General features: G+C 67.7%; 20 protein-coding genes. 3 read left to right on the top strand and 17 right to left on the bottom strand.

Annotated elements, in window-relative coordinates; translation table 11 throughout:
• Positions 1–29 precede the first annotated feature (29 nt).
• Genes trpA through trpB form a run of 3 tightly spaced genes read right to left on the bottom strand, consistent with a single transcriptional unit; the run spans position 30 to position 2,735 of the window.
• Positions 30–839, bottom strand: coding sequence for a tryptophan synthase subunit alpha (gene trpA, locus ACVOLJ_RS19340; RefSeq protein WP_475280352.1), 810 nt, complete (start codon positions 837–839; stop codon positions 30–32).
• A 1-nt stretch (position 840) separates the two neighbouring features.
• Complete coding sequence (locus ACVOLJ_RS19335; protein ID WP_481564857.1) at positions 841–1,521, bottom strand: hypothetical protein; 681 nt, start codon at positions 1,519–1,521, stop codon at positions 841–843.
• Positions 1,518–2,735 carry a tryptophan synthase subunit beta gene (trpB, locus tag ACVOLJ_RS19330; protein ID WP_475280354.1) on the bottom strand — a complete coding sequence of 406 codons (1,218 nt, stop codon included), beginning with the start codon at positions 2,733–2,735 and terminating at the stop codon, positions 1,518–1,520. Before trpB ends, ACVOLJ_RS19335 begins: the two co-directional genes overlap by 4 nt.
• 96 nt (positions 2,736–2,831) lie before the next feature.
• Here trpB and ACVOLJ_RS19325 point away from each other — a divergent pair, with 96 nt between their 5' ends.
• Positions 2,832–3,719, top strand: coding sequence for a LysR family transcriptional regulator (locus tag ACVOLJ_RS19325; protein WP_475280355.1), 888 nt, complete (start codon positions 2,832–2,834; stop codon positions 3,717–3,719).
• 69 nt (positions 3,720–3,788) lie between these two features.
• Here ACVOLJ_RS19325 and ACVOLJ_RS19320 read toward each other — a convergent pair whose 3' ends face one another.
• The 14 genes from ACVOLJ_RS19320 to prmB all read right to left on the bottom strand — a co-directional run bounded on the left by ACVOLJ_RS19320 (position 3,789) and on the right by prmB (position 22,833).
• Complete coding sequence (locus ACVOLJ_RS19320) at positions 3,789–4,481, bottom strand: hypothetical protein (protein WP_475280356.1); 693 nt, start codon at positions 4,479–4,481, stop codon at positions 3,789–3,791.
• A 63-nt stretch (positions 4,482–4,544) separates the two neighbouring features.
• Positions 4,545–5,654 carry a toxic anion resistance protein gene (locus tag ACVOLJ_RS19315; protein WP_475280357.1) on the bottom strand — a complete coding sequence of 370 codons (1,110 nt, stop codon included), beginning with the start codon at positions 5,652–5,654 and terminating at the stop codon, positions 4,545–4,547.
• 43 nt (positions 5,655–5,697) lie between these two features.
• A complete protein-coding gene (locus ACVOLJ_RS19310) occupies positions 5,698–6,405 on the bottom strand; it encodes a hypothetical protein (protein WP_481564856.1) in 708 nt (235 codons plus the stop codon).
• Positions 6,402–11,774, bottom strand: a complete 5,373-nt coding sequence (locus ACVOLJ_RS19305) for a DNA repair ATPase (RefSeq protein ID WP_475280359.1) — start codon at positions 11,772–11,774, stop codon at positions 6,402–6,404. The genes ACVOLJ_RS19310 and ACVOLJ_RS19305 overlap by 4 nt, the downstream gene beginning before the upstream one ends.
• An 82-nt stretch (positions 11,775–11,856) precedes the next feature.
• Positions 11,857–13,875, bottom strand: coding sequence for a flotillin family protein (locus ACVOLJ_RS19300; RefSeq protein ID WP_475280360.1), 2,019 nt, complete (start codon positions 13,873–13,875; stop codon positions 11,857–11,859).
• Positions 13,872–14,546 (bottom strand): hypothetical protein, encoded by a 675-nt coding sequence (locus ACVOLJ_RS19295; RefSeq protein ID WP_475280361.1) that lies wholly within the window; start codon positions 14,544–14,546, stop codon positions 13,872–13,874. Before ACVOLJ_RS19295 ends, ACVOLJ_RS19300 begins: the two co-directional genes overlap by 4 nt.
• A 168-nt stretch (positions 14,547–14,714) precedes the next feature.
• Positions 14,715–15,371 carry a phosphoribosylanthranilate isomerase gene (locus ACVOLJ_RS19290; protein ID WP_475280362.1) on the bottom strand — a complete coding sequence of 219 codons (657 nt, stop codon included), beginning with the start codon at positions 15,369–15,371 and terminating at the stop codon, positions 14,715–14,717.
• Positions 15,368–16,138: a tRNA pseudouridine(38-40) synthase TruA gene (gene truA / locus ACVOLJ_RS19285; protein WP_481564855.1), complete on the bottom strand. Its 771-nt coding sequence runs from the start codon at positions 16,136–16,138 to the stop codon at positions 15,368–15,370. The genes ACVOLJ_RS19290 and truA overlap by 4 nt, the downstream gene beginning before the upstream one ends.
• Positions 16,139–16,170: 32 nt before the next feature.
• Positions 16,171–16,530, bottom strand: coding sequence for a VOC family protein (locus ACVOLJ_RS19280; RefSeq protein ID WP_481564854.1), 360 nt, complete (start codon positions 16,528–16,530; stop codon positions 16,171–16,173).
• Between the two features lie 23 nt (positions 16,531–16,553).
• The gene (locus tag ACVOLJ_RS19275; RefSeq protein WP_481564853.1) at positions 16,554–18,506 is read right to left on the bottom strand and encodes a motility hub landmark protein FimV; all 1,953 of its coding nucleotides are present in this window, start codon (positions 18,504–18,506) and stop codon (positions 16,554–16,556) included.
• 148 nt (positions 18,507–18,654) lie between these two features.
• Positions 18,655–19,683, bottom strand: a complete 1,029-nt coding sequence (locus ACVOLJ_RS19270; protein ID WP_475280366.1) for an aspartate-semialdehyde dehydrogenase — start codon at positions 19,681–19,683, stop codon at positions 18,655–18,657.
• A 90-nt stretch (positions 19,684–19,773) separates the two neighbouring features.
• The gene (locus ACVOLJ_RS19265) at positions 19,774–20,811 is read right to left on the bottom strand and encodes a 2-hydroxyacid dehydrogenase (RefSeq protein ID WP_475280367.1); all 1,038 of its coding nucleotides are present in this window, start codon (positions 20,809–20,811) and stop codon (positions 19,774–19,776) included.
• Positions 20,804–21,907, bottom strand: a complete 1,104-nt coding sequence (gene aroC / locus ACVOLJ_RS19260) for a chorismate synthase (protein ID WP_475280368.1) — start codon at positions 21,905–21,907, stop codon at positions 20,804–20,806. The genes ACVOLJ_RS19265 and aroC overlap by 8 nt, the downstream gene beginning before the upstream one ends.
• Complete coding sequence (gene prmB, locus ACVOLJ_RS19255) at positions 21,904–22,833, bottom strand: 50S ribosomal protein L3 N(5)-glutamine methyltransferase (RefSeq protein ID WP_481564852.1); 930 nt, start codon at positions 22,831–22,833, stop codon at positions 21,904–21,906. Before prmB ends, aroC begins: the two co-directional genes overlap by 4 nt.
• Positions 22,834–22,956: 123 nt before the next feature.
• On the opposite strand from prmB, the gene ACVOLJ_RS19250 reads away from it, so the two are divergent.
• Positions 22,957–23,607 (top strand): SCO family protein, encoded by a 651-nt coding sequence (locus ACVOLJ_RS19250; protein ID WP_475280370.1) that lies wholly within the window; start codon positions 22,957–22,959, stop codon positions 23,605–23,607.
• Complete coding sequence (asd, locus tag ACVOLJ_RS19245; protein ID WP_475280371.1) at positions 23,604–24,446, top strand: archaetidylserine decarboxylase; 843 nt, start codon at positions 23,604–23,606, stop codon at positions 24,444–24,446. The genes ACVOLJ_RS19250 and asd overlap by 4 nt, the downstream gene beginning before the upstream one ends.
• The last annotated feature ends 147 nt before the right edge of the window (positions 24,447–24,593 follow it).

The following is a 24,593-nucleotide window of genomic DNA, read 5'->3' as shown; positions in this document are numbered from 1 at the left end:
GCACCGCCGGGCATGGCCCGGCGCTACCGTTACTGGTCCAGCGCCTGCCGTAGCGGAGCCAGGAAGGCACCGGCACGCTGTGCGGCATCCTCCGGCGAGTCGGCCTCGGCCAGCACGGCTACCAGCGCACTGCCCACCACCACACCGTCGGCCTGACGGGCCATGGCCGCGGCACTGGCCGCGTCCTTGATGCCGAAGCCCGCCACCACCGGTACCGCAGCCCGGGCGCGCAAGGCCTGCAGGCGCGCGCTGGCAGCATCGCTGTCGAGTCGTTCGGAGGCGCCTGTGACGCCGGCAAAGCTGACGTAGTAGAGATAGCCCCGGGCCAGCGCCAGCAGCTTGTCGGCGCGCGCTTCGCTGGTGGTTGGCGAGGCCAGCAGGACCAATGCCAGCCCTGCTGTGTCGAAGGCCTGCAGGGCTTCACCGGCTTCTTCCGGCGGCAGGTCGACCAGCAGCACGCCATCCACCCCTGCCGCCACCGCGGCCTCGGCGAACGCGGCATAGCCGTGGATCTCCACCGGATTGAGATAACCCATCAGCACCACCGGCGTGCTGGCATCGCGTTCACGGAACTGCGCTACCGCCTGCAGCACATAGCGGGTACCGGCACCACGGCCCAGTGCGCGCTCGGAGCTGCGCTGGATGGTGGGGCCATCGGCCATCGGGTCGGAAAACGGCACCCCCAGCTCGATCACATCGGCGCCGGCCTGGACCAGCGCATGCATGACCGGCACGGTTGCTTCCAGCGAAGGATCACCTGCGGTGATGAACGGGATCAGGGCCTTGCGCTGCTGCTGGCGCAGACGCAGGAAACAGGCATCAAGTCGGGATACGGACATTTCAGGCACACCCTTCAATCAGTTCAATCGCTTCACTGGTCCCCCAGTACATCTGGAGGACCCTCCCTTCAAACAGTTCCACGCGGATGCCAAGCGCCGAGCCCGGGTCCTGCCAGGTCAGGTATTCGCCCTGCTCGCCATCGTAGGCATGCGGGCTGGACACCGGTGGCTTCGGGAACCGGGCAACCGCCTGGGCACGGGTCATGCCGACGCGCAGGCCGAACGGGCCCGGCTGCTCGGCCGGTGCCCCGCTCTCCGGGTCCAGGCCGAGGTCGAAACGAACCACGCGGTCTTCGTCGGTCATCATCGACACGCCCGCCGGCAGGCTCTTGCCGTCGTAGTACTCGCAACTGCCGCCGAGCGCTTCGACCGCCCCCTGTGCCGTCCACGGCCCGAGCGCCTTGAGATCGTTCAGGTGCTGGCCGATCAGCACCTCGCCGGCATGGTCCAGCGCCACCGAGACCACGGCGGACGTGTCGTCGCCGCTTTCGGCATCCGGTGCCGGGGGGTCATCGATGGGCGTGCGTGCAAGCGGGTCGAGATCATCGTTGGCAGCCCTCTGCTGTGCCGGCTGCGTGGTGGCCTTGGCCGCCGGTGCCAGCACCGGCGGTTCCGGCGGCTGACACGCCGCCAGGCCCAGGGCCAGCAGCAGCGCGCTGCTGTTGCGAAGCCGCGCGCTCACAGCACCAGGCCTTCGCGCGCGGCGATGGTGTGCACGTCCTTGTCACCGCGGCCGGAGAGGTTGCACAGCACGATCTGGTCGCGCGGACGCTCACGCGCCAGCTTCATCGCCTGCGCCAGGGCGTGGCTGGATTCAAGCGCCGGCAGGATGCCTTCGGTATGCGCCAGCAGATGGAACGCCTGCAGCGCCTCTTCGTCGGTGATGCCGAGATAGCGCGCACGGCCGCTGTCGGCCAGGAACGCATGCTCCGGGCCCACGCCCGGGTAGTCCAGGCCGGCCGATACCGAATGGGTTTCGATGATCTGGCCGTCGTCGTCGCACAGCACATAGGTGCGGTTGCCATGCAGGACGCCGGGGCGGCCAGCGGCGATCGAGGCGGCGTGGCGACCGGTGTGGATGCCATCGCCAGCGGCCTCGGCGCCCACGATTTCCACCTGGCGGTCGTTGAGGAATGCATGGAACAGGCCGATGGCATTGCTGCCACCGCCAACGCAGGCGGTGATCGCATCGGGCAGGCGGCCGTACTCGGCCAGCATCTGCTCGCGGGCTTCACGGCCGACGATGGCGTTGAAATCGCGCACCATGCGCGGATACGGATCCGGGCCGGCCACCGTACCGATGATGTAGAAGGTGTCCTGCACGTTGGTTACCCAGTCGCGCATCGCTTCGTTGAGCGCGTCCTTCAGGGTGGCCGAGCCGGAGGTGACCGGCACCACCGTCGCGCCGAGCAGCTTCATGCGGTAGACGTTGATCTTCTGCCGTTCGATGTCGGTGGCGCCCATGTACACCACGCACTCCAGGCCCAGCCGCGCCGCAACCGTGGCGCTGGCCACGCCGTGCTGGCCCGCGCCGGTCTCGGCGATGATGCGCTTCTTGCCCATCCGCGCGGCCAGCAGCGCCTGGCCGATGGTGTTGTTGATCTTGTGCGCGCCGGTGTGGTTCAGGTCCTCGCGCTTGAGCAGGATCTGTGCCCCACCCACGTGATCGCTGAGCCGTTCGGCATGGTAGATCGGGCTCGGTCGCCCCACGTAATGGGCCAGGTCGCGGTCGTAGGCCAGCTGGAAAGCGGGATCCTGGCGTGCCTGGTCATAGGCCTGCGCCAGTTCCTGCAGCGGGCCGACCAGGGTTTCGGCGACAAAGCTGCCGCCGTAACGGCCGAAGTGGCCCTGGGCATCAGGGAAAGCGTGGAAATCGGCAATCGGAGAGTCAGGCATGGGGGCGACCGGTCGTTCAGACAGATCGATACTCTAGCGCACGGATCAGGCCCGGAAAATGGATATTATCTGGCGCATCCCGTCAGGAAAACTCACATGAGCACCTCCCTGCTGCCACCCCTGAATGCCCTTCGTGCATTCGAGGCGACCGCCCGCCTGGGTGGCGTCGGCCGCGCCGCGCAGGCGTTGCATGTGACCCACGGCGCGGTCAGCCGCCAATTGAAGCTGCTGGAGGACCACCTGGGCATTGCGCTGTTCCAGCGTGTCGGCCGCGGGCTGCGCCTGACCGCAGCCGGCGCCCGTCTGCAACAGGCCTGCAGCGCGGCATTCGATGGCATCGAAGACTGTGTGCGCGAGCTGCGCCGGCCGAGCGCGGACCCAGCGCTGGTGCTGGGCTGCAGCGGCAGTGTGCTGGCACGCTGGATGATTCCGCGACTGCCTGCCCTGCAGGCCGCCCTGCCCGGTGTGCGCCTGCAATGGTCTGCGCTGGATGGCAGTTTCACCGAAGCACAGGCGGCGCTGGATGCGGTGCTGCTGCTTGCACAGGGACCCTGGCCGCGGGGTTGGCAGGTGCGCGAGCTGGCACCGGAACGGGTGGGCGTGGTGGTGGCGCCGTCACACCCGGCGGCGCAGCGCCTGCGTCACGTGCCGCCATCGGCGCTGCTGCAGGAAACACTGCTGCATACCGGTTCGCGACCGCAGGCGTGGCCGATGTGGGCGCAGTCGCAGGGCCTGGACCCGGCCCAGCTGCGGCTGGGCACCGGCTTCGAACACCTGTACTACCTGCTGGAAGCAGCGGTGGCCGGGCTGGGTCCGGCGATCGCACCCGAGCCGCTGGTGACCGAGGACCTGGCCGCAGGACGGCTGATCGCCCCCTGGGGATTTGCCGCAACAGGAGGCTTCTGGGTGCTGGCGCGGCCGGACGGCCCGAGCGATGCACGGGTGGAGGCGCTGGCGGACTGGCTGACCGCACAACTGCGCTGACGCGCACTGCAGCGCAGTGAGGCCATGGGCTGCGCCGCGATGCTCTGCAGCCTGTCGGCCGGGCGGCGATTACATTCCGTTGGAAAACACGTCGAGCCCGTCCGCACCGACCCAGCCCTGTGCGCAATTGCCGGCATAGCGCCCCGGCGCTGCCGCATGGCAGGCATCGCTCCCCTTGGCGGAACGATTGTCGATCGGCCTGTCGCCATAGGTGTCACACAATGCGTTGTCCTTGCACTTTCCGACCGTATTGGCGGGAATCGCGACAACGTAATAGAACAACGGATTCTGCCCGGTACGGCCGATGCCCTGCACGCAGACCAGCTGCCCCTTCGACAGTGTCGCGGTCACGGTGGCCTTGCTGCCGCTGCCCGGTACCGCGTCCAGCGTCTCCACGCCGGAGGCCTCGGCCACGCCGGCGAACAATCCCTGGTCGCCGCAGTCCGGCGACAGCTCGACGTCGTAGAAGTCGCCGCTGCCGACGTCACCTGCCGTGCAGCCGGTACCGGCACTGGCATTGCTGCACGTCACACCGCTGGCGTGGATCAGCGCAGCCAGCCCGTCGCCGCGCGTTGCAGGTGAGGACGCAGGGCTTGCCGCCGCTGCAGCGACCGCAGCCGCAGCAGGCGCAGCGACGGGCGATGCTGCCGCGGGGTTCGATGAATCTCCCGCCGTGCACGCCCCCAGCGCAAGCAGCAGCGCCGGAACAAGCGCAAGGCGGGCCACGTGGAAACGAGGGCAGGAAACACGGGGCATATCCATTGCGACCTCATTGAAAGGTTTGATGCACCGCGGCGGTACCCGCATCGGGTGGCAGGCGCCGGCTCAAGGCGCCGTCGGTGCCGCCAGGCGCTGCTGCAGCTCCTCGCGCAGCCGCGACAACTCGACCTCGGCCTGCTGCCGCTGCTGCATGCCCTCGCGATGGATGCTGCGCACTTCTTCAACGGTGGCGATCAGCTGGTCGTGCACATGGCGCAGGGTTGCCACATCGATGACACCCCGCTGGTTGCTGCGGGCGGTGTCCACCGAGGCCTGCCGCAGCAGGTCGGCATTGCGCCGCATCAGTTCGTTGGTCGCATCGTCGATGGCGTTGGCCAGCTCGGCGGCATTCTTCTGCTCGCCCAGCGACAGCTGGATCGCGAACTGGCGCTTCCACGAGGGGATGGTGATGTCGCGGACGGTGTTGAATTTCTCGATCAGCTGCAGTGCGTTGGCCTGGATAAGGCGGATCATCGGCAGCGACTGGTCGGCCGCGTGCTGCATCAGCTGCAGGTCGGACACGCGTTTCTCGATCAGGCGGATCGCATTGTCGATCTCGCTCTGGCGGATACGTTGCTGCGGATCTTCGCTGCCCTGCCCCAGCAACTGCTCGGACTGCAGCTGGGCCAGGCGCTGCTTGCCGGCGGCGGCATACAGTCCCAGCGCATGACGTTCTTCGCGGACGATGTCGTGCATGCGGTCGAAATCAGTGACCCGCTTGCCCATCAGCGCCTGCTGCGCGCCGACGTCGCCGAGCAGCTGCTCGATCTGCGAATTGGTATCGCTGAACTTCTGCACCAGCTCGCCCTTGGACGAGCGCAGGCGATCGATCAGGCCACCGATCAGCGGCACTTTCGACCGCTGGGAGAAGCCATCGAGTTTCAGCTCACGCGCGATGCGCACCACTTCGCCCAGCTTTTCGCCGTTGGCATCCAGGTCACGATTGCGCACCTGGTCCAGCAGCTGGCTGGAGAACGCCGTGGTCCGGGCCGCCGCCTCGCGCCCGAACACCTGCAGGTTGCCTGGGCGCAGGTCCTCCAGTTCGCGGCCGATCTCGGCGATGCGCGGCAGGTCATCGCGCACCAGGCCCAGGGCCTTCAGCGTGCTGTCGTCAATCTCGGCGGCGGTCGTCGTGGCAGGCACGAGGGCGCCGGGGTTCTGGCTGTCCTGGGTCATCGGGCGGTGTCCTTGCAGTGGAAAAGCGGCAGCGGCGGCCGGCTCAGCGCAGTCTAGCCTGAGCGGCAGCCACTTCGTCATGGATCTGTACCTGCAGCGCAGCCGCCGTCGCCACCTGTGCCGACTGCGCCTGGAGCTGGCGGTTCAACGTGGCCTGTCGCCACGCTGGCAGCAGCACATCGTGGATGCGCGCGAACCGTTCCAGCAACGCCGCGTCCTGGGCCTGCAGCAACCGCCACTGTCCGGCATCGATACGGTGCAGCGCGGCCAAGCGCTGCAGGTGGTCGATGCGCGAGGTCAATGCCGCCTGTGCATCGACAGGCAGCTGTGGCAGCAGCGCGCCTGCATGCTCACCCCAGGCCTGCAGGGCCAGCGCCGCAGCGTCCGCGTCGATGATCGCCTCGCGCCGCTGTTCACCCTGCACGCGCACTGCCTGCGCCTGCTCGCGGGCCTGCAGCGCCAACACGCCCAGCTGCGCCTGCAACGCCTGCGCCTCGGCCTGGCGGACGACGTCGCGGCCAAGCAGGCGCCCCCACCAGCCCTCGCGTCGGCGCAGCGCGCGCGGGTCCGTTGCCTGCAACGCCAATGCGATACGCGCCAGCGCATCGACCAGGCCCTGCCCTGCCGCCTGCGCCTCGGCGGCCTGCTGCACGCCGATCGCCTGCAGCAACGGTGCACCGTAGCTCGACAGCGCTGCGATGTCCGCCGATGGCGGCAGCACGGGCGCAGGCAGGGGGCGCGGTGCGGTCATGGCAGTGGTGGCGGCCGCGGCGTATCGCCGTCGGTGGTTTCTGGTGGCAATGATTCACCATAGAAGTGGCGCATCAAGGCTTCATCGAGCGCACGCTCTTCCGGTGTGGCGGCACGCCGCACGCGTGGACGCGGGCGCGGGTCGGCCGTGGCCACGCCGGAAGCCACCTGCTGCCGTGCCCAGCCGGCAAACGCCGCCAGTGTCTGCGAAACCTGCGCCTGCTGTTCCTGCGAGGCAAGCAGCAACTGCAGCAGCGGGGCCAGCCCGGCCTGCAGGTCCTCGGCCAACGGCGTTGCAACAGGCGCTGGCGTTGCCGGCGCCGCCTGGCTGGCCTGCTGCGCCTGCGCCAGCTGCTGCAGCGCCGCCAGCAATGCCGGCCAGGGCGCCGGTTCTGGCGCTGCGACAACCTCGGCCACCGGCGGCGGCAGCTGCAGGGCACTGGCAATGTCGGCAAGCTGGGCCACGACACGACCGCCAACATCGCTGTCGCCCGCGCCCATCGCCTTGTTGCGCAGGAAGTCGCGCTTGATCTGCGCCCAGCGCTGGGCCTGTTCCGCGCTCATTGCATCGCGCAGTTCCGCCAGCTTGAGCAGGTTCTCTTCGGCACCGGTGGTCAGCAGCTGCGCTTCGCCCAGGTAGTGGTCGGAAATCAGCTGCTGCAGCTCGTCCTCGTTCATCACCGGCGAGATCTTCTCGGCCAGCTTGTTCATGTTGCGGTAGCTGCCCTGCAGCCGGAACGGTGGTTCGGTACGGTAGCGGTCGTCCTGCGCGGCACTCGCGATGTATTGCTGGTTGACCCGGTAGACCACGTCGCGCACGCGCAGCATGCGCTGCAGGGTGGCGGTGATCTCGTTGATCTCCGCGCCGCTGTAGGCATGGCTCAGGCCGTTGGTGGATACGTCCTTGCCCATCGCGCGATCGACCAGCAGGTACAGGTCAGCCATCTCGCGGGTGGCCAGCGGTGCCAGTACCGGGTTGGAGGTCAGGCTGTTCTCGATATAGCTGAGAGTGAACGCCGCTTCCATGCCACCGAGCACGTCGCCCAGATTGTAGATGTCGGCACGGTTGGCCAGCATGTCCGGAATCTTGAACACTTCGCCGGACTCGGTGTATGGGTTGCCGGCCATCACCACGCAGAACTTCTTGCCGCGCATGTCGTAGGTGCGGGTACGGCCGCGCCATACACCCTCGATACGGCGGGTGCCATCGCACAGCGAAATGAACTTCTGCAGGAATTCCGGATGGGTGTGCTGGATGTCATCGACATACAGCATGGTGTTGTTGCCCATTTCCAGCGCCAGGTTGAGCTTCTGCAGCTCCTGCCGCGAGGTTGCGTCCGGCGCCTGTTCCGGGTCGAGCGAACGCACCTCGTGGCCCAGCGCCGGGCCATTGATCTTCATGAAGACCAGCCCAAGCCGATGCGCCACGTATTCCATCAGCGTGGTTTTGCCGTAACCCGGTGGCGAGATCATCATCAGCAGGCCCATCAGGTCGCTGCGCTTGTTCTCGCCCACCGTGCCCATCTGCTTGGCCAGGTTGTCGCCGATCACGCCGAGATAGACGTCGTTGATCAGCTTGTTGCGCACGAACGAGGACAGCGGCCGCGCCTTGAATTCGGACAGGCGCAGGGTCTCGCGCTCGCGGCCGATGATGCCCTGGCGCACCGCCTGGTAGGCATGGAAGGCCGGTACGAAGTGCTGCAGGTGATGCTGCAGTCGTGCCAGGAAATCGTCCAGCGATACGGTCAGGCTGCCGTTGTGGATACGCGCGTGTTCGCCAAGCAGGCCGTTGACCTCGACCTGCAGCGGCGCATCGCTGGCACGCGTGCGCAGCTGTCGCTGCACCAGCAGCAGTGCAGCCGCTTCATCCACATAGCCGGCATGTACCGACTGCGCCGGCAGCCCGGCGAGCGCACGCAGCCATTGCCCGGCCAGCGCCAGCCGGCTGGCCAGGGGATCCTGCGTGCGCTGCAGCGCGCGCTCCAGCGCATCGCGCTGGCCGGCCTGTTCCAGCTGCTGGGACAATGCCTCCAGCAGTGCCTGCGCATGCCGGCTGGTGCTGAACACCGGGTCGCCCGCCGCCAGTTCCTCACCCAGATAGGCAGCGGCCGTAGCGGCATCGGCCGCATCGAACGGCAGCGCGTGGGCCTGCGCATGCTCATGCACGGCCGTTGCGATCTCGGCGCGTAGCGCCTGGCGTCCCTCATCGGAACCAAACAAGCGTGCGATGGCATCTGCACCGGCCTGCCGGCCGGGCCATTGCGCGACCGCCTCGTCGCGCTGGCGTGCCGCCCAGAACAGCAGCGCCAGCGCACGCACCCGCGGTGTGTGCCGCAGCGAGCCGGCAGCCTGCTGCAGGGGCAGCAGCGCACGCAGGATCAGCGCCGCATCATGATCGTGGATGCCGCGTTCGTAACCTTCGCGGTAGCGCGGCGCGGCGAACGCCCGCACCCGCTGGTCCAGCGCTTCCGGTGCGGCCGCGTCGTGCTGCAGCTGCGCAAGGTCCAGACCCTCATGCCCCTGCTCGGCGGCACGCAGCACGCACCCGGCCAGGTACTCGCCGCGGTAGATCGCTTCGGATTCGGAGTCCAGTGTCACCGGCCAGAACGGCTTCAAGGCGTCCAGTTCCGGGTCGTGCAGGGTCTCCAGGAAATCGGTACCGGTCAGGTGAATGGCCAGGGTGTCACCGCGCGGCAGCAGCGTCAGGTCCAGCGCCTGGGTGTTCACGCTGAATCGATGGCGCGGCCCCAGGCGGACCACGTTGCCACCGGACTCGTACAGGTCGCTGCGATCGCGCAGCTGACGTACGGCCTGGTCGCGCACGCCCTTCAGCCTTGCTTCGACATCGTCGGCCTTGACGCTGTCACGCAGCGCGCGCAGGCGCTCGGCCAGCTCCCGCAGCTTGAGGATCAGCGGATCGCCGGCAAAGAAGGCATTGAGCTCGTCGGCCGTGCTGAAACGCTCGGTCCGCTTGCCAAGACCGTCCAGAATGCGGTTTGCAGCGTCGAGCACCGAGCGCGCCTTGCGCTGGCGATCGTCCAGCAACGCCTGCTTGTGCGAATCGAATGCCTCGACCAGCTCTTCGCGCTTGCTGAGGATGTCGCCGAGGAACTGCTCGTGCTCGCCGAACTGGCTTTCCAGCTCTTCCAGCTGTACCAGCAGGCGCGAGAGCTGTTCGTCGGCACGTTCCGGGTCGCTGGCCATCGCCAGCGCGCTGGTGATCGACTGCGAGAACAATGCGAACTGCGCGGCGAACTGGGCCACGGCCTCGGCCGAACCCAGGGTCTTTCGACGCTGCTCGGCACGTGCACGCGCCTGGTTCAGGCGGCCATACAACAAGGAGATCGCTTCGACCACGCGGGTACGCGCGGTGGCGTCATCCACCTTCAGGCCTGCCATCAGCTCGGACAACATGTCCAGGTCGCTGGCCATGCCGCGCAGCCCCTGCAGCTGCTCATCCAGCTGGCGGGCGCTGGCAGCCTGCTGGGCGGCCTCGTCCAGCGCCTGCATGCGTGCGGTCAACGGCGCCAGCGCGGCATCGCCGGCCAGGAAGCTGCCGGTGGCCGCACCCACTTCGTCGTGCGCTGCCACCAGTTCGGCGGCCATCGTATCGATGCGGTCGGTGTCGATGTAGCGCAGATCGCGGATGGTCAGCAGGCGCCCGCGCAGGGCGGTGATCGCATTGAGTGCCTCGACGAAGGCCTGGACTTCGTTCCAGTTCTCCGGCTGCAGCCGACCGAGCAGCGCCTTGTGCGTGGCCTCGACCTCGACCATCGCCTGTGCCGACTGCTGGCGGATCGACTGCACCTTCTCGTATTCGTCCAGCACCGATTCGCCGGTGGCGCTGATCTGCCGCAGCAGCGCCTCGGCGCCGCCGCAGGCCTCGTCGCCCAGCCAGTGATGAGCATCGAACAGCCGTCGGGTGTCGGCTACCAGGCGCTGGTAGCGCTGTACCGACACGTCCTGGCCATCGATCTCGCGGGCCAGGTTGAACAGGTTGGAGATGCCGCGTACCAGTTCGGCATTGCCGATGCGGCCCATGAAGGTATTGCCGGACGGCCGGCTGGCGGCGAACTCATCGCTGCTGAAGGGGGTCTGCCAGACCTGCATCGGGTGGATGCGGGTCGGCTCGCTGCCTTCGGCATGGAACAGCACCATGCGTCCGTCCTGCATGAACGCATAGCCATGGCCGAACACCGGATTCTGCAACACACGCTGGATGGTGTTGTAGACAAACAGCGCCGAGCGCCCGCCTTCGCGCTCGTAGAAGATGTAGAGCACATCCTCGCCATTGGGCGAGCGGATGCTGCGCTTGAACTGCATGCCGGCCATCGACGCATCGAACGCCTTGTGCTCGCCGCCCTGCAGGTAGTAACCGCCGGGAAAGATGATGCCGTGGTCTTCGGGCAACTGCACGCAGGCCTGCACGATGGCATCGTTGCGCACGATATCGCCGGTCAGCGTGTTGTAGATCAGGCCACGCCATTCGGTTTCGCGGTAAGGCAGCACTTTCAACAGTACCAGCGAGCCGACGCGGGCGAACTCGAACTGGGCATCATCCAGCGACTGCGTGCTGTCCTCCACCGGCTCGCTGTGGATGCCCTGCCCGGTCTCGGTGTTGTTTTCCACCTTGATGGTCAGGTCGCCACCGGTGGTCTCCACGAACAGCGTGTCGAGGATGTTCAGGTGTGAGTGACGGCCGTTGACAGCCAGGTCGCGGGTCGCCTTGGTCCATTCGAAATCAAAGGGCGGTGGCAATGCGATATCCCGCTCGCCACGGGCGTCGAGATAGGTCAGCTCGCCTTCGCGCGACAGCGCCCAACGGAACACGCGCACATCGCTGCTGCGCTCGCCGATCTGGAACGACGCCAGCAGCTTGTCGCCCACCACGATCAGCTGCAGCAGCCGGGCATGCTTGTAGTAGGCGTACAGTTCGTTGAAGTCGTGCACGAAGCCCGGCTGATCGAGGAAGCTGCCTTTCAGTTCCAGCGCAGCGACGTCGTAGCCATCGGCGCCCTGCACCAGACGGTAGAGGCCGAATACATCTTCGATGCGGGTCTGGGTCTTGAGCCCGATGAAGACGTTGTAACCGAACAGAAGGCGGTCCGGACCCACCTGGACGATGTCACGCCCAACGCAGTTGTTCTCGCTGCGGATGCGGAAGCGGCCGACCACCTCCAGGCGGCTGTCGCCGAACTCGGCCAGGCGCTGGCGGTTGAGCTGCTCGGCAACGGTCTGCAGCCGCTGGCCCTGTTCACCCAGGCGGCGGCGCAGCACTTCATAGGCGCCGCCCTGGGCGACAGCCTGGTCGACGGTATCGCTGGCACCCTGGGGGACGGAGGGCTCGGCGGTCGGTGTGGTTTCAGACATCAGCAGGTTTCCGGCTCACGAACGGCCGGCCGTCGATGCGGCCGGCACGGGGGGGCGATGGCATGGGCCATCGCCGGGGTGATCAGCGCGCGCTGTCGGCCACGGGGGTGGCGGTGACCGGTACGCTCTGCACGTCCTCGGCAATCTGCCGCGGCGCAGCGTCGGCCACGTTGACCCCCAGGTAGCGCTGCATCAGGTCCTGCACGATCGGGCTCTTGCCGGCAAAGCCCTCGATCGACTTGCCCAGCGAGACCGCCTTGATCAGGTTCTCGAACATGCCGCCGTCGCCACCGATCAGATCGATGTCGGCGTTGCGCAGCGCGCTGGCAATGACGCCCGCGTTCTCGCGCGACACTTCCTTGCCCGCTTCGATCGAGGCCAGCGCCTGCTTCAGGCTGTTGTCGAGCATCATGCGGAACTCTTCGTGGCCGCGTGCCTGGTCGCTCAGCGAGGCGATGGCTTCGAACTTGCGCACCAGGCCTTCAGCCTCGGCCAGCAGCTTCTTCTGCACCACGCCCGCTTCGGCATTGCCCAGCGACTCGGTGGCGGTGGCGCGGGCCAGGCCCATCTTCTCTTCGCCCTGTGCCTGCGCCTGCAGCGTCTCGGCCAGCACGCGGGCTTCGTTGCTGCCCTGCTTCAGGTTGGCTTCGGCCTTGGCCTCGATCACGCGTGCTTCTGCAATACCCACCTTTTCGATGGCCAGCGCCGATGCTTCACGCACCTGTGCTTCGGCCAGGCCCGGTGCGGCCTGTTCGGCGCGGAATGCATCGGCCAGCAGGCGCTTGGCTTCGGCCTGCTTGCCGGCGGCTTCGTGTTCTGCCTGGGCCAGCGTGGTCAGTTCCACCGCGCGATGCTTGGACGCCGTCTCGCGTGCCTGCGCCTCCTTCACTTCACGCACCAGCGATTCCTGCGCCTTGCCCTCGGCTTCCAGGATCAGCACCTGCTTCTGGCGGTCGGCCTCGGATACCTCGCGCACTTCCTTGATGCGCTCCTCTTCCTGGGCCACGGTCTTGTCGATGGAGATGCGTTCGCGGGTGATGTTGGCCACGTCCATCTTGCCCTGCTCGACCACCTTGTCGCGCTCCACGCCCTGCAGCTGCACTTCGCGATCGGTGGTGACCTGCTCCAGCTGGCGTGCGCGTTCGACGCGCTCGGCCTCGATGGCGACGGCGCGCTGGCGGTTCTGCTCGGCCACTTCCACTTCGCGCAGGCGGTTCTGGTCGCGGATCTCGATCAGCTGCTGCGCTTCGATGCGCGCATTCTCCGACAGCTGGCGCTGCTCTTCCTGCACCTTGGCGGTCTCGGCCTCCTCGCGCGCACGGATGGTGTCGATCTCGCGCTTCTGCCGTGCCTCGGCCTCGGCCTGCTGGCGTTCCAGCGCCAGCAGCGCTTCGCGGGCTTCCACGTTCTTCTTGGTGATGGCCAGCTTCTCGTTCTGCTCCAGCTCGTTGGTCACCACGTTCTGCGCGGCGGTCAGCTCGGTGATCTTGCGGATGCCCTGCGCGTCGAGAATGTTGAACTGGTCCAGCAGCGACTTCGGGGTCTGTTCCAGGTAGTCGATGGCCACGTCTTCCAGCACATAACCGTTGAGGTCATTGCCGATCACCGCGATGATCTCGTCGCGGAATTCCTGGCGTTTCTCGAACAGTTCGGTGAAGTCGAACTTCTTGCCGACCGTCTTCAGCGCTTCGGAGAACTTGGCGTTGAACAGCTCGTCGACGGCGTGCTTGTCCGAGGCGCGGTCAGCACCGATGGCCTTGGCCACGCGCAGCACGTCGGCCTGGGTTTCGTTGACGCGCAGGTAGAAGGCCACGGCGATGTCGGCACGCATGTTGTCGCGGCAGATCAGGCCCTCCTTGCCGCGGCGGTCGATCTGCAGGGTGATCAGGCTGATCCGCATCAACTCGGCGCGGTACAGCACCGGAATGATCAGGGCGCCGGTGAAGTGCACCTTCGGCGTGGAGCTCATGTCGTTGACGATCAGGGCCACACCCTGGTCGACCTTGCGGTAGAACGCCTTGAACAGGCCCGCCACACCGAGCAGGAGGACCAGAATGCCGCCCACGATGATGAGGAAGGGGAGCACGGATGCCAACGTCATTGATGATTCTCCTTGTTGCCCGGAAGCAGGTTGTCCTGGAAATCGAGGGCGATCGCATCGGCGCGAACCACCCGGTAGTAATGCTGTGCCGCGATGTGCTCGACCAGCACGATGCGCTCGCCGCGCTGCAGTTCGATGTCGCTGCGGATCTGCAGTACCAGCCCGGCACCGCCGTCATCGACAGTGGCATGGCCGCTGCGGGCGTCCGCTTTGGGGGAGGCGACCACGCCAACGCGGCCCAGCAGCGATGCCTGCGGCACGGGGCGCAGGCGCAGCAGGAATCGACGGATCGGGCGCAGCAGCAGCGCGGTGACCGGCACCGCCGGCAGCGGCGCAAGCACGGCCACCACGGTGCCCAACGACCAGCGCAGCAGGTCGGGCAGTGGCAGCAGCACGTACAGGTGGATGAAGTAGGTCAGGACCCAGGCGAACAGGCTCAGCAGGGTCACCACGACCATCAGTGGTACCCCGCCCAGGCCCCACCGTGCAAGCAGCGCGGACAGACCGGTCAGGTCGGCATCGCCGCCGAGGGCACCGTCGGCCCCTGCCTCGCCAAAACCGTCATCAACCAGGCCGAAGGCGGCAACGCCCCAATACAGCACCGCCACCGCCAGCACGATGCTGTACGGGAGGGTGGGATACCCGAACACGACGGTGAGGAATTCCTGCATCGTTTGCCTTCCTGGGCTGGGGCGTCAGGCGCCCGTTCGGAGCACGGTGTCAGCGGCTCCGCCGATCCCGCGCCAGCCTTCATGGCCAGCGCGCTTGGGATCATCCTATGTGAAGAGGGTGTGCATGCTCAAATGTGAAGGCCAGCGCATGCCCGGCCTGCAGCGTTCTCAATCCAGTGCAGCGCAGTCGGCGCGGCGGATCTCTTCGACGAACGTGCGCATCTTGTAGCCGTCCTTGATGCCCGGCTCCAGCTCGATGCCGCTGGAGACGTCCACGCCCCACGGCAGCGTGGCGAGTACGGCGTCGTAGGCGTTGTCCGGGGTCAGCCCACCGGCCAGCAGGAACGGACGATGCAGTCCGGTTGGCACGCGGGACCAGTCAAAGGCCACGCCGGTGCCACCGCCGCCGCCCGGGGCATGGCTGTCAAACAGGAACCCGGCTGCACTGGGATAGCGCAACTGCAACGTGCGCGCGTTGATCTCCTCGCGCCCACCCATCGCAATTGCCTTCAGATAGGGCATGTTGAAGCTGCGGCAGAAGCTCTCGTCTTCCTCGCCATGGAACTGCAGCAGGGTCGGACGCACGGTGCGCAGCACTTCGCGCACCTCTTCCTTGCTGTTGTTGCGGAACAGCGCGACCACATCGACCATCGGCGCGATCGCCTGGCGCATGGCGCGGGCCTCGGCCGGTGCGACTCGGCGGCTGCTTTCGCGGGCGAAGATGAAGCCCACCGCGTCCACGCCCAGCTCGCCGGCCAGGCGCACGTCACCGGCGCGGGTCATGCCACAGAACTTGATGCGGGTACGGTAGTAGGAGCGGCTCATAGCGTTACCTCGGCGGGCAGATGCCAGTTGTCGGGGTACAGCGGCCCCAGGAACACCAGCCCCTGCGGAGGTGCGGTGGGACCGGCCACGGTTCGGTCGCGCCCGGCCAGCAGTTCGGCGATCCACTCCACCGGTTTCTCCCCACTGCCAACCAGAATCAACGAGCCGACGATATTGCGGACCATGTGATGAAGGAATGCATTGCCGCGCACTGCCACCTCGATCACGTCATCGTGGCGGCTGACCTGCAGCGATTGCAGTTCACGTCGTGCATGCAGCGCCTGGCACTGCACCGAGCGGAAGGCACCGAAGTCGTTCTCGCCCAGCAGGGCCTGCCCGGCCTGGTGCATGCGCGCGGCATCCAGCGGGCGGCGTTCCCAGCTCAGGGTCTGCCGGCCGAGCGCCGGCCGCACTTCGCGGTTGAGCAGGCGGTAGCGGTAGCGTCGCGCGCGCGCGGAGAACCGGGCGTGGAAATCGTCGGCCACCGGCACGCACCAGCGCACTGCGATGGAGCGCGGCAGGCGGGTGGTGGTGCCAAGCATCCAGGCGCGCGGATCGCGCACCACGTCGGTGTCGAAGTGCACCACCTGGCATTGGCCGTGCACGCCCGCATCGGTGCGTCCGGCGCAGACCACCTGCAAGGGCGTGTCGGCCACCGAGGACAGGGCCTGTTCCAGGCTGGCCTGGACACTGGGTCCACCCTCGCCCAGGTTCTGCCACCCCCGGAAATCGCTGCCGTCGTATTCGACGCCGAGCGCGTAACGCATGTGCTACCTCGATGTTGCGGATGGGGCGGCGCTCAGGCCGGGGCGCGCTCGGACCAGACGGCCAGTTCGTTGCCACCGGGCTCGACGAACTGGAAACGGCTGCCGCCGGGGAAAGAAAACACGCCGCGCACGATTTCGCCACCGGCTGCGCGCACGGCCTCTTCCATCGGCGCCAGCTGGTCGGCATACACCACCAGCAGCGGCGCGCCCTCGCTGGCGCGCTGCGGCGTGCCGCGGAAGAAGCCGCCCTGCAGTCGGCCGTCGTCGAACGCGGTGTAATCAGGGCCGTAATCGACAAACGACCAGCCAAACACGGCCTCGAAGAAGGCACGGCTGGCAGCGGGATCGCGCGAGGCGAATTCAACGTAATCGAGACGACGTTCGCGGGTCATGTCAGGTCCTTGGCGAGCAGTTATCAGGGCAGGCGCGCAAGCAGTTCGCGGGCCTGCGCCTGGCAATGCAGGTCGCCACCTTCGGCCACTTCCTGCAGCAGGGTGCGTGCGGTCTGGGCATCCCCGAGGTCCAGATAGGCAATGGCCAGTTCCAACCGCTCCTGGCCTACACGTGGGGCCCAGTCGCGCGTGCTGTCTGCTGCAGGCGCTGCGCTCTTTGCGGCAGCGTCCGCGTCCGTATGTGCATCGACCGGCGCGTCGGCGTCGTGGGATTCGGCCGCCGGCAGATCGAACACGCCGCGGAACTGCGGCTCCTGCTCAGCCTGCAGCGCGTAGTCGGGCACCGGCACGTCGGCCGGCGGGGTCTGCGCAGCCGGCTCTTCCCAGCGCGGCAGGTCGTTCACGGCCGGGGGCAGGTCGACAACCTCGCTCTCCTGCAGTTCACCGGTATGCCATTCGGCCGGTGTTGCTTCCACCTGCGGCGTGCTGCCCGGTTCCTGGTGACCGGTAGTACTGGCCCAGGCCGGCATCGCCGGTTCCTGGCGTCCGCCTTCGGCGCCGAAGGTCCCGCCTGCGTCGTGCTCGGCCAGGGTATCCAGTGCGGCACCGGCCGGCAGCGCAGCGGCCAGCCCGGCAGCATCGTGTTCTTCGCGCAACGGCGGCAGTGGCGACGGCTTGCGGCGGCGCAGCAGCCAGGCGCCGACGGCGACCAGCAACAGCAGCGGCAGGCCCATCCAGTACCACGGTGTGCCGGCGCCCGGAGCACCCGGCGCCTGCGCCAGGCGTTGCTGCGCGGCGGCCAGGTCGTTGTCCTTCATCGCGATCAGCGACTGCTGCTGCTCTTTGAGCTTCTCCAGTTCCGCCACGCGTTGTTTCAGGTCGCCGATCTCGGCATCGCGGGTGGCGATGTCTTCCTTGGCCTGGCGCAGTTGCTCGTTGCCCAGCATGTCACCCTCGCTGCCGGCACCAGTGCCGGTGGTTGTGCCCGCGTGCGCGGCGTCCGACGCCAGCGCCGGAGCGATTTCAAGTCGTGCCCCATTGGCGGTCGCCGGGGAAGAAGCTGCCGCGTCGGCCTTGGCCACCGGCGCCGGGGCACCGACCGGCTGCGGCACCGTGCGGGCCTGCCGCCACTGGCTGGTATGTTCGCGCACCAGCGCGGCGGCCTCGTTGGCATCCACGGCCGCCAGCGCGGTGTCGCCCGGCATGCGCAGTACCGCGCCCTGCTTGAGCAGATTCACGTTGCCACGGATGAAGGCTTCCGGATTGGCGCGCAACAGCGCGATCATCGCCCGGTCGCGGCTGATCTGGTTGCCGCGGGCCAACGTGCCGGCAATCTGCGAGAGGGTCTGGCCCCGCTGCACTTTCACACTGCCATCTGCAGCGGCTGCCGGCGGCTGCGCGGCGGGTGCCGCAGCACGCGGGCGCGCGGCCACGGCAGTAGGCGCAGGCACCGCCGGAGTCGGAGCGGCAGGTGCGGGTGCCGGTGCTTCGCGGACGATGGTGTCCGACAGTACGCCCGCCGGCGCCACGATTTCCGGCTCGGCCACGGCCAGCGCGCTGGCGGGGGCATCAACCAGCGCCGAGTACTCGCGCACCAGCCGGCCCTGACCCCAGTCCGCCTCGACCAGGAAACTCAGCGACGGGGTTTCGACAGGGGTCTGCGAAGTAACGCGCACCACCGCCCTGCCCTGTGCATTGCGGGTCAGTTCGAACTGCAGTTCGCTGACCAGGCCCGCCGGCCGCTGCAGGCCAACGCGCTCGAAGGTCACCGGCGAGGCCAGGGCCACGCGCAGGTTCTCAAGCTCGGCGGGATCGGAGGAGATCACCGGGATCTCGGCCAGCAGCGGTTGCCCTGGCTTGGACAGGACGCGGATATCGCCCAGCCCCAGGGCCAGGGCCGAACTGCTGACCAGGGCCAGCAGCGCAGCGGAAAGATAGGTGAGCGGACGCTTTGCGCTCTTGGCCCGTTTATTCATGGGCGACACTATAAAGCGTGCGGACCACGGTCCGCACCCATAGCGCCGAGCCAATGTCCGGCCACACGGCCTGGTAGTTGGCCGCCCCCCCCCCCCCCCCGCCCCCAGCGCCCCGCGCCCGGCACTACCGGTGGGACAACTGCTGCGATCAGCGCTTCTCGGCAGCGACCAGCTCGGCCAGCTGCACCGCGTTCAATGCCGCGCCCTTGCGCACGTTGTCCGACACGATCCACAGGTTCAGGCCGCGCGGGTGCGACAGGTCCTCACGGATGCGACCGACGTACACAGCGTCCGTGCCCGAGGCGTGGGTGACCGGCGTCGGGTAGCCGCCCGCTTCATGGCGGTCGACCACTTCGATGCCCGGCGACTGCTCCAGCAGCGCACGCGCTTCAGCCACGGTCACCTTGTCGCGGGTTTCAATCGCCACCGACTCGGAGTGGCCGTAGAACACCGGCACGCGTACCGCAGTCGGGTTCACCAGGATGCTGTCGTCGCCGAGGATCTTGCGGGTCTCCCAGACCAGCTTCATTTCTTCCTTGGTGAAGCCGTTGTCCTGGAAGTCGTCGATGTGCGGGATCAGATTGAAGGCGATCTGCACCGGGAAGCGCTGCGGGTCGATCTCCTGGAAGCTCAGCAGCTGGCCGGTCTGCTTGCCCAGCTCTTCCAGTGCCGAACGGCCGCCACCGGACACCGACTGGTAGGTGGACACGTTGATGCGCTCGATGCCGTACTTGCGATGCAGCGGCGCCAGCGCAACCAGCATCTGCATGGTCGAGCAGTTCGGGTTGGCGATGATGCCGCGCGGGCGGTTGGCAATCTGGTCCGGGTTGACTTCCGACACCACCAGCGGCACGTCGTCGTCGTAACGGAAGGCCGAGGAGTTGTCGATCACCACGGCACCGGCAGCGGCGAACTTCGGACCGTACTCCTTGGACACGCTGCCACCTGCCGAGAACAGCGCGATATCCACGCCACTCGGATCGAAGGTGGCCAGATCCTGGATCCTGACCTTGTTGCCGTTGAACTCGACTTCGCCACCGGCCGAGCGCTCGGAAGCGAGCAGGCTCAGGGTACCGACCGGAAAATCGCGCTCGGCCAGGATGGCCAGCATGGTCTCGCCGACCGCACCGGTGGCACCGACGATGGCGACGTGGAAGCTGCGTTGTGCATTGCTCATGGGGGAACTCTCACGAAAACGGGAAGGGGAAAAATTCACGCGCGACAGCTGGGTTCGGGGAGCCTCCTCGGGTGGATGCGCGGAGGTTCCCTATCGTTTCCCGCTTTTGTTGCCCGAGCGCGCGCGCGCGGCAAGGGCCGCATCGGCATTGATCGCGCTCGGCATGGCCGTGGCGGCGCCGGCCAGGCCCAGGCCTGCCAGCAGATTGTCGACGGCCAGCTGCACCATCGCCGTCCGCGTGGCCAGCGACGCGCTGCCGATGTGCGGCGTGAGCACGACATTGCGCAGTGCCAGCAGCTCTGCCCTCACGCTCGGTTCGCCCTCGTACACATCCAGGCCGGCCGCGGCCAGGCGACCGTTGGCCAGTGCGTCGGCCAGTGCCAGTTCGTCGACGATGCCGCCGCGGGCGATGTTCACCAGCGTGGCGGTCGACTTCATTTTCGCCAGTGCAGCCGCGTCGATGATGTGATGCGAGGACGGCGAATACGGCAGCACCGTGATCAGGTGATCGGCCTGCGCCAGCAGGGTATCCAGATCCACATACGAAGCGCCGACAGCGGCCTCGGTGTCGGCCGGCAGGCGCGAACGGTTGTGGTAAAGCACCTTCATGCCGAAGCCGTGCGCACCGCGGCGGGCAATGCCCTGGCCGATGCGGCCCATGCCGAGAATGCCCAGGGTGCTGCCGTGGATGTCGGCGCCCAGCATGGTCTGGAACGACCACTGGCCCCATTGCCCCTCGCGCAGCCAGCGTTCGGATTCGGTGATCCGGCGCGCGGTGGCCATCAGCAGGGCGAAGCCGAGATCAGCCGTGGTTTCGGTAAGAACGTCGGGCGTATTGCTGGCCAGGATGCCGGCCGCACTGAGCGCGTCGACATCCAGGTTGTTGTAGCCGACGCCGACATTGGCGATCACCTGCAACTGCGCGGCATCGGCTACCTGGGCCGCACCGATGCGCTCGTTGAGCGTGATGATCGCGCCGTCGGCATGGGCCAGTTGTTCGGCGATCTGCTGCGGCGACCAGGCCGTGACGGTGTCGGTGCTGCGCAGCTGCACGCGATCGCGCAGCGGCGCGATGGCCGCCTCGATCAGCGGCTGGCTCACCCAGACCGTCGGCCGCGCATCAGCCATCGAACTGACCGGGGATGCGCGGGGTGATGGTGCCGACGTCGCCGCACTGCGCGCGGTGGCGCAGCGCCTGGTCCATCAGCACCAGGGCCATCATCGCCTCGGCGATGGGTGTGGCACGGATGCCGACGCAGGGATCATGGCGGCCGGTGGTGACCACCTCCACCACATTGCCGGCCGTATCCAGCGATTGACCCGGCAGGCGCAGGCTGGAGGTCGGCTTGAGCACCATCGAGGCGACCACCGGCTGGCCGGTGGAGATGCCACCGAGAATGCCGCCGGCGTGGTTGCTGGCAAAACCCTGCGGGGTCAGCAGGTCACGATGCTCGGTGCCCTTCTGCATGGCGCTGGCGAAACCGTCGCCGATCTCCACGCCCTTCACCGCGTTGATGCTCATCAGTGCGGCAGCGAGCTCGCCATCGAGCTTGCCGTAGATCGGCTCGCCCCAGCCTGGCGGCACATTGTCGGCGACCACGTCCACGCAGGCACCAACCGAATCACCGGACTTGCGCAGCGCATCCATGTACGCCTCCAGCTCGGGCACCTGTGCGGCGTGCGGCCAGAAGAACGGGTTGTCCTCGACCACTGACCAGTCGAAACCGGCCGGGGTAATTTCGCCCAGCTGCGACAGGTAGCCGCGCACGGTGATGCCGAAGCGTTCGGCCAGCCACTTCTTGGCGACCACACCAGCAGCCACGCGCATGGTGGTCTCGCGGGCCGAAGAACGGCCACCACCGCGCGGGTCGCGGATGCCGTACTTGTGCCAGTAGCTGTAATCGGCATGACCCGGCCGGAACTGCTGGCCGATGTTGCTGTAATCCTTGCTGCGCTGATCGGTGTTGCGGATCAGCAGCGCGATCGGAGTGCCGGTGGTCAGGCCCTCGTACACCCCGGACAGGATCTCGACCTCGTCGGCCTCGCGCCGCGCCGAGGTGTGCCGGCTCTTGCCGGTGGCACGGCGCTGCAGGTCGTGGCCGAATTCGGCCGCGTCCAGCGCCAGCCCCGGCGGGCAGCCATCGATCACGCAGCCGATGGCAGGCCCGTGCGATTCGCCGAACGTGGTGACGGTGAACAGCTTGCCGAACGAATTGGAACTCACGGACGTTGCGCCGCCAGCTCGGTGATGCGCGCGCTGTGGGCGATCAGCTCGCGGCATTCGACCGCGAAGATGCCCATCTGGCCGACCTTGAACTCGACCCAGGCAAAGTCGACTTCCGGCAGCAGCTTGATCAGGTGCTGCTCGGATTCACCCACTTCGCAGATCAGCAGGCCATCCTCGCTCAGGTGCAGCGGGGCGTCGCGCAGGATCTTCAGTACGAGGTCCAGGCCATCGTCGCCGGCACGCAGGCCCATGTCCGGTTCGTAGGAGTACTCCTGCGGCAGCGCATCGGTCTCGTCGTTGGTGACATACGGCGGGTTGGTGACGATCAGGTCGTAGTGGCGGCCGGTCAGGCCGTTGAACAGGTCCGACTTGAGCAGGGTCACGTTGTGCGCCTGCAGGCGTTCCTTGTTCTCGGTGGCCAGCGACAGCGCGTCATCGCTGAGGTCCACGCCATCCACTTCCCAGTTCGGATAGTAGTGGCCCATGGCGATGGCGATGCAGCCCGAACCGGTGCACAGATCCAGCGCGCGGCTGACATCACGACCGGCCAGCCACGGCTCGAAGCCGCACTCGATCAGTTCCGCGATCGGCGAGCGCGGCACCAGGGCGCGCGGATCGCTCTTGAAGCTGAGGCCGGCAAACCAGGCCTCGCCGGTCAGGTAGGCGGCCGGGATGCGCTCGTCGATGCGGCGCTGGAACAGCTCGAGCACCGCCAGCTTCTCTTCGCGCAGCAGGCGTGCCTGGCCGTAGGCCGGGCCGAGGTCGTGCGGCAGGTGCAGGCCGTGCAGCACCAGCTGGGTGGCCTCGTCCAGGGCATTGTCGTAGCTGTGCCCGAAGGTCAGGCCCGCAGCGTTGAAACGGCTGGTGCCGTAGCGGATCAGATCGATGATCGTGTGGAGTTCGGCGGCCGTTTCAGCGGTCATGGCGGTACTGCGGGCAAAGTGGCCCCCGATTATAGGGGTTGCTGCCTGCGCCGGCATCCGTTGCGGCAGAAACGATCCAGCCGCAGCCGGTATGATGGTGGCCACTTCCTGCGGCGGAATCCCATGTTCAATCGCAACGTCGGCATCATCCTGCTGATCGCCCTGGCGGCGGGCCTTGGCCTGCTCGCGGCCCAGCAGGTGTTCGCGCCGAAGCCGCCGGCCGGGCAACCGGCCACCGAAGCGATCACCCTGTACCCGCAGCCGCGCGCCCTGCCCGACTTCAACCTGGCCCAGTCCGATGGCACCCGCCTGATTCCCGGCGAACTGAAAGGCCACTGGACCGTGGTATTCCTCGGTTTCACCTTCTGCCCCGACGTCTGCCCCACCACCCTGGCCGAACTGGCCGGTGCGCAGAACCAGTGGGAAGCGCTGCCCGACGGCCTGCGCCCGCGCGTGCTGTTCGTCTCGGTCGACCCCGAGCGCGACACCGCCACCCGCCTGGGCGAGTACGCCCATGGCTTCCACAAGGACACCCTGGCGGCGACCGCCGACATTCCCTCGCTGGAGCGCTTCGCCACCTCGCTGGGTTTCGTGTTCCAGAAGGTGCCGGGCAAGCATTTCGACGAGAATCCCGAGGATTACACCGTCGAGCACTCGGCCAGCCTGGCCGTGCTCGACCCGCAGGGCCGGCTTGCCGGCCTGGTGCGGCCCCCGTTCAACGCGCCGGCGATCGCCCGCGACCTGCAGAAGCTGACCGAGAAATCCGCCCCATGAGTCTGACCACCGCCCTGACGTACGTCCTGCCCCACCGCCTGCTGTCTTCGATGGCGCGTTCGCTGGCGTACTCGGACAACCCGCGCGTGTCGCGCTGGCTGATCGATACGGTCACCCGCAAGTTCAACGTCAACCTGGATGAAGCGGCCAATCCGGACCCGCGCAGCTATCCGACCTTCAACCAGTTCTTCACCCGGGCGCTGAAGCCGGGTGCACGCGTGGCCGATGCCGATCCGCGCAGCCTGGTGATGCCCGCCGACGGCCGCATCAGCCAGCTCGGGAAAATCGATGCCGGCCGCATCTTCCAGGCCAAGGGCCAATCGTTCACCGCTGCCGAGCTGCTGGGCAGCGCCGAGGACGCCAAGCCGTTCAATGATGGCCTGTATGCCACGGTGTACCTGTCCCCGCGTGACTACCACCGCGTGCACATGCCGTGGACCGGCACCCTGCGCGAAACCGTGCATGTGCCCGGCCGCCTGTTCAGCGTTGGCCCGGCGGCGGTGAACAACGTGCCCGGCCTGTTTGCGCGCAACGAGCGCCTGGTCTGCCACTTCGACACCAGTTTCGGGCCGATGGTCAGCGTGATGGTCGGTGCGCTGCTGGTGTCGGGCGTGGAAACGGTGTGGAGCGGCGAAGAAATTCCGCATTACGGCGACCGCATCACCCGCAAGGATTACCGCGGCCGCGGCATCACGCTGCAGCGCTTCGAAGAGATGGCGCGCTTCAATTACGGCTCGACCGTGATCGTGCTGCTGCCGCCGGGGGTGGCCGATTTCGCCCCGCACCTGGATGCCGAGCACCCGGTGCAGCTGGGCCAGGGCCTGGCAAAGCTGCGCTGATCCTGCGGTAGTGGGGGGGGGGGGGGGGGGGGGGGGGGGGGGCGGGGGGGCGGGGGGGTGGGGGGGGGGGGGGGGGGCGTGCGGGTGGGGCGGCGGCGCGGGGGGGGGGCGGGGGGGGGGTGGCGGCGGGGCGGGGGGGGGGTGGGG

The sequence above is a fragment of the Stenotrophomonas sp. STEN046 genome (assembly GCF_056759755.1).
Note: the sequence above shows the minus strand (reverse complement) of the source record. Positions and strands in the feature narration are given on the sequence as shown.